Source organism: bacterium, from assembly GCA_024742285.1.
Lineage (GTDB): Bacteria > Myxococcota_A > UBA9160 > UBA9160 > UBA4427 > UBA4427.
In genome coordinates, this window is record JANSYR010000002.1 from 401,172 (window position 1) to 414,031 (window position 12,860).

Genomic DNA, 12,860 nt, shown 5'->3' on the forward strand with positions numbered 1-12,860 from the left:
CGGCCTCGCGGCCTCACGCTAGCACCGGTCCCGCGCGCCCCCGCGCGACGGTCCGGTGCAAGTCTTCCCTCGGCCGGTAGGCATCGATCTTGAGCGTTCCGAGGTGCTTGGGGGGCGGAGTTGCCGGTGGCCTGCGCTCCCGTCCCCGCGCCCCCTCTTGAGTGCCCGCAGCGGCAGGCCGAGGGGTGGGGCGCGGGCGCGGTGTTTTGCCCGAATCCGAATGGCTGCGTTTCGGCCTCGAAATCCCCGTCCCCGATCGGCAGATCGCCGGCAAGATCCGGCCGAACCGGGGTGGGTAGGATTCCACTCTCCTGAACATTTCGTCACAAAGGTCTGGAAACGTTCTGGAAATTACATCGGCTCACGAGCAGTTCACGGTAGCTTCCGCTTATAATCACGTGGCTCGCGCATACCCTTTTCGGTGAGCGCGGGCACATCTTCTGTGGGCCGTTGGGGCCTCTGACGTTCAGAAAATGGGCGATCTGACGTCAGGATTTCTCCCCATGACGATTTCGGAGCGGGAATCGTCCCCACCTCGAGGATCAGGACTTCGCCATGCTGAGGAACAACGGCAAGATCACTTCGTCGCTGCTGATGTCGATGGACGTCGTGGTCAGTACGGTGATCTGCCTCGGCTTGCTCTACTGGACCGATCTCTCTGGCATGAGCGATCCGCTCGCAGAGGCGGGAGGCTCGACGCTTCTCCTCGCGGTCACGGCCTGTCTCGTCTGGCCGTTCACGTTCCAGCAGCTCGATGTCTACGCCTCGGTTCGGACGCTCGGGCCCTGGGACGTCGCCCGTCGGCTGCTGGTTTCCGGCTGCGTCGTCGCGACGATCCTCGGAGCCGTCGCCTTCGCGAGTGACGTGCCGATCTCGCGCGAGTTCCCGTTCGTCTGCGCTGCGGCGCAGGGGGCGGCGCTCTCGTTCATGCGCTTCGCCGTCTACACGACGCTGCGGACGGCGCGTCGCGTCGGACGCAACACGCGAAACGTGCTGATCGTGGGGACGGGCGCGCGCGCGGCGCAGATCAAGCGAAGCATCGAATCCCACCCCCAATGGGGATTGTGCGTTCTGGGCTTCGTCGACGACGTCGACTCCGCGATCGATCGAAGTCTCTTCGATGCGAAGATCTTCCGGGTCTCGGAGATGGACACGGTGCTGACGGAGATGGTCGTCGATCGCGTCCTGATCGCCGTTCCGCGCTCGATGCTCGGCTCGATCGCCCCGGTCCTGTCCGCCTGCAGCAGCACCGGCGTGCCGATCACCTTGATGACGGATCTCTTCGGCGACTACCTGCCGACGCCCTACGTCGGCAACTTCGGGTCCCGGCCGTCCCTCGAGTTCGCCATGGCCCACCACAACTCGTTCCTGCTGAGCGTCAAGCGCGCGGTGGACGTCCTGGGCGCCGCGGCCGCCGTCGTGGTCAGCGCGCCGCTGATCGGGCTCGCTGCCCTCGCGATCAAGCTGGAAGACGGTGGCCCCATCTTCTTCCGTCAGACGCGCTGCGGCCTCTACGGACGCCGCTTCTCGATGATCAAGCTTCGCACGATGTGCGTGGACGCCGAGGCGCGGAAGGCGGACCTCGTCGAGATGAACGAGATGGACGGTCCTGTCTTCAAGGTCAAGCTCGACCCCCGCATCACCAAGGTCGGTGCGTTCCTGCGCCGCTACAGCCTCGACGAGCTTCCGCAGTTCTGGAACGTCCTCTCCGGCGACATGAGTCTGGTCGGGCCGCGTCCCCCGGTTCCGGAGGAAGTGGTCCACTACGAGATCTCCGAGCGACGCCGTCTTTCGATGCGTCCGGGGATCACCTGCATCTGGCAGGTCGGTGGGCGGAACGAGATCGGCTTCGAGGAGTGGGTGAAGCTCGATCTGGAATACATCGATCACTGGTCACTGGGCCTGGACGCGAAGATCCTCTTTCAGACGATCCCCGCCGTCCTCCTGGCTCGCGGCGCTTCCTGATCGACGGGGCGCGTTCGGAGGTGCGACCGACGGCACCTCGCGCTCGTCGTCTCGCCGTCGCAGGAGCGCCTAGCCCGCCCCGAATCCGTGTGGCCCGTGGCCGTCCATGTTGGTGAGATGGAGACCGCCACGCGCTTCCTCGAAGGGTTCGAGCGCAGCCTGGAGCTCGGGCGAGACGGCCAGCGTTCTCCGGTTCTCGAGTACGAGATAGCCGTTCCGCGCGAAGGCCTGGACCCAATCCGGATGCGATTGATTGGAGCCGATCAGGTCGACGCCGCGGTCCTCGAGGACGCGGGAAGCCGCCGCGATCACGACGGGCGCGTCGGCGGGCTTCGCCAGCACGTCGGCGATGCAGCCCACGCGGAGATCGCCGAAGCGTGGATCCTCGGGGTCGCGGTTGTCCATCGCGACCGCCCAGCCGATGTCCTGCCCGCCGCGGCGTACGCGGAGGCGGATGCCGAAGGGCCAGCCCGAAGCCGGCACGAGCGCGTTCATCGTGCCCGCGTCGCGCAGTCCGAGCGCGAGGTAATCACCGTGGCAGGCCGCCCAGAGATCGTCTGCCCAGGCCCCGAACTCGTCGACCTCCTCGCAGGACACGTCGCGCAGGCTCGGGCGCCGGAGTCCGCGGAGCGCCTGAAGGCCACGGAATCCGACGCTGCCCGCGCCCGTGAAGGCGAGGGCGTCGAGCGCCAGGCGATTCCGGGTCGTCCCGCGCAGGTATCGATTGCGGCGCAGGAAAGCGAACGGGCGGCAGACGCGGAGGCAGAAGGGCGTGTCATGGATCAGCCAGCCGAGCGATCTCAGCAGCTGCAACATCGTCGCGTCGTCTCCGCCGTGGCCCCAGCTGTAGAGAAGCGGCGAGCGCTTCAGCATGTCCCGGATCAGGCGCAGGCCGAGGGCGGCGTGGCGCGGCGAGATCGCGCCCTCGGAGACGGGACCCTGCCAGTCGGAGACCGAGTGGCGTTCGCCCCGGATGATCCACGGCTGGGGCTTGAGGGCGTAGGCGCCACGCACTCGCCCCTCGTCATCGGTCGCGACGAAGTGATCTCGCCAGACTTCGACGCCCTCGCGCGGCGGGATCCAGTCGTCGACGGCGGCCTCGTACCAGCCCCACGGCGACTGCCCCTCGGCCATGCGTCGGTTGAAGTCGGCGACTTCGGGGACGTGCTCGTCGCGGTAGGGGACGATTCGGATGCCCATGCCCGTCGAGACTCCTGTGCTGCCTGGGTCGGCGTGTGGAAAACGACGGCCGGCGTCCGGGGGAGGGGCCGCGAGAGTATACGACATCGGCCGTGCGACTCCCTCGCTGTACGGCTTCCCGACCCGCGCGAGGTCGCCTGCACGATCGACGTTCGGCGGTGGGCGACGCGGGGCTATGCTGGCGCGCGATGAAGAGCGAGCTTCGGGTTCTCGTCGTCGGCGCCGGTCTGGCGGGATTGGCGCTCTGCCATGCGCTGTCACGCCGCGGGATCGCCGTCGATCTCGTCGAGCGCGATCCGGTTCCGCGGCCGGGGACGGGCATCCTCCTGGCCGGAAACGCGATGCGGGCCCTCGACGAGATGGGCATCGGGCGCGAGGTCCGACGGGCGGGGCGGGTCGTCTCCGAATTCCGCTTCGCCACGGCCGAAGGCGATGCCCTCTTCGAGGTCGCCGTCCCGGGCGCCTGGCCGGATTTCGTGTCGATCGAGCGGAAGGTGCTGCGCGCGCTCCTCGTCGAGGCCATCGCTCCGATCGTTCCGCGGAACGGATGTGTGATCGAGCGCTTCGTTCCGCACGCCGACGGCGTGCGCATCGTCGACGGCGAAGGCAGGAGCGCGGACTACGGATTGGTGGTGGGGGCCGACGGCGTGCACTCGCAGGTCGCTGTCGACCTCCTGGGCGACGCGCCGACGAAGCCGATCCCGGGACGGATCGGATGGCGATTCGTGGCCGACTGTCCCGCCGGCCTCGAACATCCCCTCTATCAGGTCGGCAACGCCCGAACCTTCCTGCTCCATCCCTTGCCGAACGGGCGGGTCTACTGCGGCGCCGGCCCGGTTCCGAGTCATTGCGTCCCCGAGGGCGCCGATCCCCGAATCGCACTTCGGACCGCGTTCCAGGACTTCGGGGGGCCCGTCTCGCGCGTGATCCACGGGCTCGATTCGATCTCGAACCCCGAGCAGTCGATCATCCCCACCCACTACTGGCAGATCGATCGCGCGCGATGGTCGAAGGCGCGTGTCGTCCTCGTCGGGGATGCCGCCCACGCCTGCGTGCCGACGCTCGCCCAGGGAGCCGCCATGGCCTTCGAAGACGCGCAGGTGCTGAGCGCCGCTCTGGCGCGCGGGGACAGCGTCGAGCACGCGCTCGCGGAGTTCGAAGAGGGTCGGCGTGCTCGCGTTCGAGAGGCCCAGTCGGCTTCGCTCCAGCGCCTTCAGAGGACCGTGGAGCTGGACGATAGACAGTTGATGATTCGGGACCGGGTGCTCGCTCGCGTCGGCAAGGAACAGCTCGAGCGTGCCTGGGCCAACCTCGCGACGAGCGGCCCCTGGGATGCGGGTGACCCAGCCGTGCACCCAACGTCCGGATGAGGAACAGGAGAGGGCGATGATCAAGCTCGTGCAGGAGTATTTCTCGGGCTCGGCCCGGCGCTCGCCGGACCATCCTGCGGTCGTCTGTCGCGACGAGAGCGTGACCTACGGCGAGCTCGATCGACAGACGAACGCCTGGGCGCGCGATCTCCAGGCCCGTGGTCTCCGGCGCGGCGAGTTCGTCGTCTTCTTCATGAAGAAGGGGATCCCGTCGATCCGGTCGATCCTCACGATCCTGAAGACGGACTGTGCCTATGTCCCGGTCGACGTGACGAGCCCGCCGGGACGGCTCGCGGACATCCTCGAGACGACCGGCGCGCGCTTCGTCCTCGTGGACACGAAGAGCGAAGGCATCCTCCGCGACGCGCTGGGAGACGACGCCGCGATCGAGATCGTGAACGTGGAGGGCGAGCCGTCGGGGGCGCCGGAGCCGCTCACGTATCGCAATCTCTCGATCGACATCGCCTACGTGCTCTTCACCAGCGGCTCCACGGGCAAGCCCAAGGGCGTGATGATCAGTCACCAGATGATTCTCGACTACATCGACTGGTGCGTCGAAACCTACGACATCCGGCCGACGGACCGGGTCGCGAATCACGCCCCCCTCTACTTCGACAACTCGACGTTCGATCTCTACACGTCGTTCAAGTCGGGCGCGACCCTCTATCTGGTTCACGACGCGCTGAACACGATCATGGTCAAGCTGATCCCCTGGCTCGACAAGAACGAGATCAGCGTGTTCTTCTGCGTTCCGAGCGTGCTGAACATCCTGCTGAAGTCGGGGAAGCTCGCGCCCGGACAGTTCTCGAAGATGCGCCACGTGCTGGCCGCCGGCGAGGCCCTGCCGCCCGCCGTGCTGGGCCAGTGGATGGATCTCTATCCGCACGTGCAGTACACGAACATGTACGGCCCGACCGAGATCACCGTCGACTGCACCTTCCACGTCGTGCCAGAGCGTCCGGCACCCGACGCGACCCACGTTCCGATCGGGAAGCCCCGCGAGAACATGGAGATCTTCGTGGCGCGCGAAGACGGGACGCACAGCCTCGAGCCCGGCACCGAGGGAGAGTTGCTCGTGCGGGGGAAGTCCGTCTCGTACGGATATCTGGGAGACGCCGAGAAGACGAAGGCCGCGTTCGTGCAGAATCCGATGCACGACCGGTTCCACGATCCGGTCTATCGGACGGGTGACCTCGTGCGGGTCGCCGACGACGGAGGGTTGCTCTTCCTGGGCCGTCTCGACCATCAGATCAAGTACATGGGCAATCGGATCGAGCTCGGCGAGATCGAGTCCGCCCTCGTCGCGCTCGACGGCGTTCGCGACGGCGTCGTCGTGTTCAACGACAGCCCCGTCGTCGAAGAAAAGTGCATCGGCGCGCTCGTCTGCCTCGGCGACGGAGCCGACAAGGAAGCCGTCGTCGCAGAGCTGCGGAAGCGCGTGCCGAGCTACATGGTTCCGCGCAAGGTCGTCGTCGCGGACGCGATTCCGCTGACGCCCAATGGCAAGGCGGATCGCAAGGCGACCTTCGGGCTCGTCTTCGAGGACTGAGTCGGGGGCTCGTCCGGTCGGCTGGGTCCGAAGAGGCCGGCCTCCGGGCGTCAGGCGTCGACGGTGAAGAACGTCTCGTAGATCGCGTTCACGTCGCGAATCGAATCCGCGTCGAGGTCGTCGGTGTCGACCTCGTCACCGAGGAGATGCTCGACGAAGAGGATCAGCTCGACGACCTCGAGGGACGACAGGATGCCGTGCTCGAGGATCGGGGTGTCGTCGAGGAGCTCGGCGGGCCGGTCCTTGGCGTGCTCGAGGATCCAGTCGCGAAGCTTCGTCTTGATTTCGGGCTCGGTCATGTCCATTCGATTCCTGGCGAGGTCAGTCGAGGACCGGCATCGCGGTCAGGATGCCGGAGTCGACGAGATTGGTGAGGAACTTCTCGGAGGCGCGCTGTCGGTGTTCTCGGCAGACCTCGGACTTGAGCGCCGCCTCGCGCGCGGCGTAGGTGTCCTTGATTCCGGCGTCGCGGTAGACGGAGGGGTTGAGGAAGTCACGCCAGCTGGCGTTGATGTAGTCCAGGAGCCAGGACCGGAAGTCCTCGAGCTCTTCCTCGTTCCATTCCGCCGTGATCTCGTCCCACTTCGACTTCAGGTAGGCGCGCCCGAATCGGATGTGGCGGGCCTCGTCGACGTGGTGCACGCGATTGATGTCCCGGCAGATCTGGTCGAGTCGCTCGTCGGCGCCCATCACGACGTTGTAGTAGTCCGAGAGCTCCTCGACGACGAGCACCTTGAGGAGGAACGAGAGATCTTCGCCCCCCTTCGGCATCTCGCGCGCGAACGAGATCTTCTTCTCCGGGTAGACGCGGCCCAGATAGCGCCGCAGGAATCCCGAGAACATCATCATGTGCTTGTTCTCTTCGTCCATGAAGTGATGCATGTACTCGGTAACCGCGAGATCCTTCTCGTTCACGTACATGCGATGGCTCATGCCCTCGAGCAGGGGGCGCTCCCCGTTCAGGATCAGGCTGAAGAATCCACAGCACTCGTAGAAGGCGAGGCGCTTCTGCTCTTCCTCGGTCATCTCGTGCCAGATCGGCGTGTCGTAGAGCGAGACGAGCTCGGGACTCATCGCCCACCCGTCGGGATCGAGCGCCTCCGGAAAATCGAGAACGGTGGAGGGGTCGTAGAAGAATTTCTGAGAGGCCCGCGTCATCTGCTGCGCGACGGTCTGTACCTTGGACATTGGCTTCTCCTGGTCCTGAACTGGGCCTCGGCGGGGCCGTGGGTGAGGGCGCGCCGGCCGCGCGGAGGCTATGGGGGAGTGGCCTCTAGGGCACACGAGGGGACGAAATTTCTGCCAGCGAGACGAGTCTCGGCCCCCCGGAGGAAGGCCGAGGAGGCTGCCACCTTCGATCGTATCGGAGTGCGAGAAACGCGGGTCAAGCGCTTTCGGCTTGCGCTTCCGGCTGGCCGTTCGACCCGTGGCCTCGCACCCCCACGAGTATAGATCCTGTGAGAGCGATGGTCTCGCGAGGAGCCCCTTCGAGTCGCCTTTCTCCTCGTTCGTGATGGCCGGCTCACGGATCACACGGATGGGCGCCGTCCGGCCCGACCCCGCGCGGCGGTGCCGCAGAAACCGCTCAGGGCGTCGGTGGCGAGGGCCGATGCGCGTTTCTGCGGTCTCGTTGGCCGGCGCCCCGGGCACCCACTGAAACTGCGAGCGGCGGCGTGCAGGCCCCGCGTCGATACCGTCCTCGACGGGACAGCGATAACGTTCGGCGGTCATCGGTACCGCAAGTGCGCGGGGAACCAGCAGCCAGCATGCAATCGACCACGGTCTTCTTCAGGGATGACGATGTCGGCGAGCTGACCGATCCACTCCGGAGTGTCCTCGAGATCCTCCTCGAGGCGGAGGTGCCGTGTCACTACCAGGTCGTGCCCAGCTACCTGGACGCGGCAGCCGCCGACGCGCTTCGCAAGCTCCAGTCGGAGCGCGCCGATCTCCTCTTCCTGGACCAGCACGGTTGCACGCACTCGCAGATCGTCGACGGCCAGCCGCGTGCCAGCGAATTCGATGGCGACCGGCCCTACGACGATCAGTTCGATGCAATCTCGACAGGGCGTGACCGGCTGAAGGAGATGCTGGGCGAAAGCTTCTCCGGGCGCGTCTTCACGCCCCCTTGCCACAAATACGACGCGCAGACCCTGCGCGCGCTGGGCGACGCAGGCTTCGACACGCTCTCCGCGGGTCTTCGGGCCGACGGGCCCTCGCGTCTCTACTACGCCGTGGGCCGGCGCCTGGGGCGCGTGAAGCTGCTGGGAAAGCGCGTGTCCTACCACGGTCGTCGGATGCCGGACGCGCGCCTCGTCGAGGTCTCGGTCTCGCTCGACGTCCACGAGGACGTCGACGCCTCGGGGCGTCGGATCGACAAGGATTCCGAGCAGCTCTGGCAGGAGTTCGAATGGCTCCGACGCCGCCTTCCCGCGGTGGGCATCATGCTCCACCACCAGGCTTGCGACACGCCCGCGAAGGTCGGAGCCCTTCGGGCATTCGTGGCGCGACTCCGCGCCGACGCAGGGGTCCGATTCGGACGGCTCGGCGCGCTGGCGGCGGGGGCCGCATGAAGATCGCGTACATGACCCCGCAGTATCCGAAGGTGAGCCACACCTTCATTCGTCGCGAGATCGTCGCGCTCGAGACGAGGGGCCATACGGTCGTCCGACTCACGATCCGCAAGAGCGACCTCGACGTCGTCGTCGATCCGGCTGATCGCGCCGAGCTCGAACGCACGATCGTCGTGCTCGCGGGGTCGGCGAAGCTCCTCTCCGCCGTCCTGATGGTGCTCGCGACGAGACCGCTGCGCGCCGTCGCGGTCGCTGCGAACGCGCTCCGCGTCGGACTGCGAAGCGGGAGCGGCCTGGTTCGCCCCGTCGCCTACTTCGTCGAAGCCTGTCGTCTGGTGCGGCTGTGCGCCGAGGAAGAGGTCCAGCACGTTCACGTCCATTTCGGGACGAACGCCGCGACGGTCGCCATGCTGGCCCATCGCCTCGGCGGCCCGACCTTCAGCGTCGCGATTCACGGGCCGGACGAATGGGACGCGCCCGAGCGTCATCTGATCGCCGACAAGATCCGGGAGGGCGCGTTCACGACCGTGATCTCGGCCTACGCGCGAGCGCAGGCGCAGCGCTGGTCGCGGCCCGAGGACTGGCCGCGCCTGCACGAGGTGCATTGCACGGTCGACGAGGCCTTCTTCGAGGCTGCATCGCCGATCGAGGACGATCCGGAGATTCGATTCGTCTGCGTCGGGCGACTCACGCCGCAGAAGGGGCCGCACCTGCTGGTGGATGCCTTTGCACGACTCATCGAGGAGGGCACCAACGCCCGACTCGTCCTGGCGGGCGACGGCGAGCTGCGTGACGAGGTCGAGGCGCGGATCGCGAGTCACTCACTGGGGGACCGCGTCCGGATCACCGGCTGGATCAGCGAGGCGGAGGTCCGGCGTGAGCTCGCGGCAGCCCATTGTCTGGTTCTGCCGAGCTCCGCCGAGGGGCTTCCCGTGGTCATCATGGAGGCGTTCGCGCTCGGGCGTCCCGTGCTCTCGACCTTCGTGGCGGGCATTCCCGAGTTGGTTCGCCCCGGCGAGAACGGCTGGCTCGTTCCGGCCGGCGATGTCGACGCGCTGGTGTCGACCATGCGTGAGATCGTGAAGACGCCCGTGGACGAGCTTCGCCGGCGAGGCGAGGAGGGAGCGCGGGCGGTTCGCGATCGGCACACCGCCGCCACCGAGGGGCCCAAGGTCGACGCGCTGATCCGCGCGGGTCGAGGCGAGGGCAGCTGACGTGTGTGGCATTGCCGGTGCAATGGGGCCCGCCGCGGCGCCGCTTCGCGAGCGCGTCACGCGCATGACGCGAGCCCAGGCCCACCGCGGGCCGGACGACGAGGCGATCTGGGAGAGCGCTCCGGTCTCCGGTGGGGCCGACGGCCCGGTCCAATGCGTGTTTGGCCACCGTCGACTCTCGGTCGTCGATCTCTCCCCGCTCAGTCGGCAGCCGATGGTCGACGAGGCGACCGGGGTCGTCCTCTGCTTCAACGGCGAGATCTACGACTTTCGCCACTTGCGAAAGGAGCTCGAGGGCGCGGGACATCGATTCAAGTCCCAGGGCGATGGCGAAGTCCTGCTCAAGGCCTGGATCGAGTGGCGGGAGGATTGCCTCGAGCGGCTCGTCGGGATGTTCGCCTTCGCGATCTGGGATCCGCGCGACGTGACGCTCACCCTGGGTCGCGACCGGATGGGGATCAAGCCGCTCTACTACACGCAGAGAGAAGACGGTACGCCCGACGCAGGGGCGATCTACTTCGCTTCCGAGCTCCGTGCCCTCGTGGCCGCCGACGTCACGGAGCGTCGCCTCGACCCCGTGTCCCTCGAGACGTTCGTGCACAACGGCTTCGTGCCGGGTCCGGCGACGATGATTCGCGGGGTTCGGTCTCTGCCGGCGGGATGTCTGCTCCAGATTCCCGTTGCCGGAGGGCGACGAGCCGAGCAGCGGTATTGGCAGCTGCCGACGGCGGATCGGTCGCTCCCGGAGGCCGATGCGGTGGAGGCCGTCGATGCCGCCCTTCGCAGCGCCGTGTCCCGCCGCCTCGTCGCGGACGTGCCGCTGGGCATCTTCCTCTCGGGCGGCGTCGACTCGAGCGCGGTCGCCGCCCTGGCTCAGGCGGCTTCGGATCGAAGCGTGACGACGCTGAACGTGAGCTTCGAGGAAGCCGAGTACGACGAGTCGCCTCAGGCCGAGGCGGTCGCCAAGGCGCTCGGGACCCACCATCGTCGGCTCGCCCTGTCCGAGGACACCTTCGTCGCCGGTCTGGACGACGCGTTGGGGAGCCTCGATCAGCCGACCTTCGACGCGATCAATACGTTCTTCGTCAGCCGTGCGGTCCGCGAGGAAGGTCTGACCGTGGCGCTCGCCGGGACGGGCGGTGACGAGCTCTTCGGCGGCTATTCGAGCTTCGCGGACCTGCCCAGAGCGCGACGACTCCTCGGCGGCGTGGGCTGGCTCCCGGCCTCGCTACGGCGGGGTGTGGGTCAGCTGATCGGGCTCGGCCTCGGTCATGCGGGGACGCGCAGCGTGCCGCCGCAGACGCGGTGGGGAAAGCTCGCGGATCTGCTCGCGTCGCCGCCCGCGCTCTCCGACCTCTATCAGGTGTCCTCCGCGCTCTTCACGGAGCGCTTCAAGGAACGTCTCCTGGCCGAGCGGGCCGGGACCGGTCAGGTCGTCGCGGGCCTCCCGGCCGAGCTGGAGGCGCTTCTCTCCGAGGCGACGCGAGAGCAGCCCGATCTGCACGCGACCTCGATGATGGAGCTCTCGCTCTTCCTGGGAGAGCGGCTGCTCAGGGACACGGACGCGGCCAGCATGGCCGTCGCGCTCGAAGTGCGTGTGCCCTTCGTGGATCACGAATTGATCGAAGCGGTGGCCCGTCTCCCCGAGGCGAGGCGCTTCGCTCCCCTCCGACGCAAGCAACTCCTTCGCGATCTGGGGACCGCCGGCCTCGATCCGGCGATCTTCGACCGCCCGAAGGCCGGCTTCGAGCTTCCGCTCGACGTCTGGTGTCGACGTCGCCTCAAGGGACGCGTGTCCGAGGCGCTGCTCGACGCCGAGGCCTGCCGGCGAGTGGGGCTCCGGCCCGAAGCGGTTCGACAACTCTGGCAGGCCTTCGAGGCGGAGCAGCCCGGGATCTACTGGTCCCGCGTGTGGTCTCTCTTCGTCCTGCTCACCTGGAGCCAGCAACATGATGTCCGAATCTAGCCCGAACGTTCCCTCGAACGAAGCGGCTCCGGTGCCGCCCATCCGGCAGGAGCACGGTGATGTACGGCCGGCGCCGTCGCGGCGGTACTGCCTGATCACGCCGTGTCGAAACGAGGCGGAGTACATCCGCTCCACGCTCGAAACCACTACTCAGCAGAGCGTGCCGCCGACGCTCTGGGTCATCGTCGACGACGGATCGACCGACGAGACGCCGGAGATCCTCGCGGAGTACGCCGCGCGCTTCGACTACATCCAGATCGTCTCGCGCGCGGATCGGGGCGCGCGCGCGGTCGGGCCCGGCGTGGTCGAGGCCTTCTACGACGGTCTCTCGCACGTCGATCTCGCCGACTTCGACTACGTCTGCAAGTTCGATGGGGATCTCGAGATTCCGCCGCGCTACTTCGAGCGCTTGATGGAGATCATGGAAGAGGACCCCTACATGGGGAACTGCTCCGGAAAGCTCCATCTGCGCCACGACGACGGTACGCTCGAGCAGGAGCGGACCGGAGACGAGAACGCCGTCGGCCCGACCAAGTTCTATCGCGTCGAGTGCTTCGAGGACATCGGCGGCTTCGTTCGCGAGGTCAGCTGGGACGGGATCGACGGACACATCTGTCGGATGAAGGGGTGGATCGCCCAGTCGCGGGACGAAGAGCTCTTGCGCGTGATCCACCTCCGGCAGATGGGCAGCAGCCAACACAGCCTCTGGGTCGGCCGCGTGCGCTGGGGACGCGGCAAGTATTTCATGGGCTCCGCGTGGTACTACGTGGCCGCCGTCGCGCTCTATCGGATGTTCGAGCGGCCCTGGGTCCTGGGCGGCCTGGGCATCGCCTGGGGCTATCTGAAGGCGTCGATCCAGCGGCACCCGCGATACGAGAATCCCGCCTACCGTCGCTATCTGCGTCGCTACGAAGCGTCGTCCCTCTTCCGGGGCAAGGCCGGAACGATGGCGCGGGACAATGCGCGCGTGCGTCGGGAGTTCGATCGCTAGTCGGCTCTTCCGCGGCCCGGTCCGGCAGGTGCCGA

The 12,860-nt window shown here is 67.4% G+C and carries 10 protein-coding genes; 7 read left to right on the forward strand and 3 right to left on the reverse strand.

Annotated elements, in window-relative coordinates:
• The first annotated feature begins 555 nt into the window (after positions 1–555).
• Positions 556–1,965 carry a sugar transferase gene (locus tag NXI30_05640; GenBank protein MCR9093675.1) on the forward strand — a complete coding sequence of 470 codons (1,410 nt, stop codon included), beginning with the start codon at positions 556–558 and terminating at the stop codon, positions 1,963–1,965.
• A 69-nt stretch (positions 1,966–2,034) separates the two neighbouring features.
• On the opposite strand, the gene NXI30_05645 is transcribed toward NXI30_05640, so the two are convergent.
• On the reverse strand, positions 2,035–3,165 hold the full coding sequence (locus tag NXI30_05645) for a hypothetical protein (protein ID MCR9093676.1): 1,131 nt from the start codon (positions 3,163–3,165) through the stop codon (positions 2,035–2,037).
• Between the two features lie 188 nt (positions 3,166–3,353).
• Between NXI30_05645 and NXI30_05650 the strand changes: the two genes are divergently transcribed.
• Together NXI30_05650 and NXI30_05655 are read left to right on the forward strand one after the other, a co-directional pair.
• Positions 3,354–4,535 (forward strand): FAD-dependent monooxygenase, encoded by a 1,182-nt coding sequence (locus NXI30_05650; GenBank protein ID MCR9093677.1) that lies wholly within the window; start codon positions 3,354–3,356, stop codon positions 4,533–4,535.
• A gap of 16 nt (positions 4,536–4,551) precedes the next feature.
• Positions 4,552–6,084, forward strand: a complete 1,533-nt coding sequence (locus tag NXI30_05655) for an amino acid adenylation domain-containing protein (GenBank protein MCR9093678.1) — start codon at positions 4,552–4,554, stop codon at positions 6,082–6,084.
• Positions 6,085–6,134: 50 nt separating this feature from the next.
• Here NXI30_05655 and NXI30_05660 read toward each other — a convergent pair whose 3' ends face one another.
• The gene (locus NXI30_05660) at positions 6,135–6,383 is read right to left on the reverse strand and encodes an acyl carrier protein (protein MCR9093679.1); all 249 of its coding nucleotides are present in this window, start codon (positions 6,381–6,383) and stop codon (positions 6,135–6,137) included.
• Between the two features lie 22 nt (positions 6,384–6,405).
• Positions 6,406–7,272, reverse strand: coding sequence for a diiron oxygenase (locus NXI30_05665; protein MCR9093680.1), 867 nt, complete (start codon positions 7,270–7,272; stop codon positions 6,406–6,408).
• Positions 7,273–7,850: 578 nt separating this feature from the next.
• Here NXI30_05665 and NXI30_05670 point away from each other — a divergent pair.
• The 4 genes from NXI30_05670 to NXI30_05685 are packed head-to-tail and all read left to right on the forward strand — an operon-like array spanning position 7,851 to position 12,825.
• On the forward strand, positions 7,851–8,654 hold the full coding sequence (locus tag NXI30_05670; GenBank protein MCR9093681.1) for a DUF2334 domain-containing protein: 804 nt from the start codon (positions 7,851–7,853) through the stop codon (positions 8,652–8,654).
• On the forward strand, positions 8,651–9,868 hold the full coding sequence (locus NXI30_05675; GenBank protein MCR9093682.1) for a glycosyltransferase family 4 protein: 1,218 nt from the start codon (positions 8,651–8,653) through the stop codon (positions 9,866–9,868). The genes NXI30_05670 and NXI30_05675 overlap by 4 nt, the downstream gene beginning before the upstream one ends.
• Before the next feature lies 1 nt (position 9,869).
• On the forward strand, positions 9,870–11,834 hold the full coding sequence (gene asnB, locus NXI30_05680) for an asparagine synthase (glutamine-hydrolyzing) (GenBank protein ID MCR9093683.1): 1,965 nt from the start codon (positions 9,870–9,872) through the stop codon (positions 11,832–11,834).
• Positions 11,818–12,825 carry a glycosyltransferase family 2 protein gene (locus NXI30_05685; GenBank protein ID MCR9093684.1) on the forward strand — a complete coding sequence of 336 codons (1,008 nt, stop codon included), beginning with the start codon at positions 11,818–11,820 and terminating at the stop codon, positions 12,823–12,825. The genes asnB and NXI30_05685 overlap by 17 nt, the downstream gene beginning before the upstream one ends.
• Positions 12,826–12,860 lie beyond the last annotated feature (35 nt).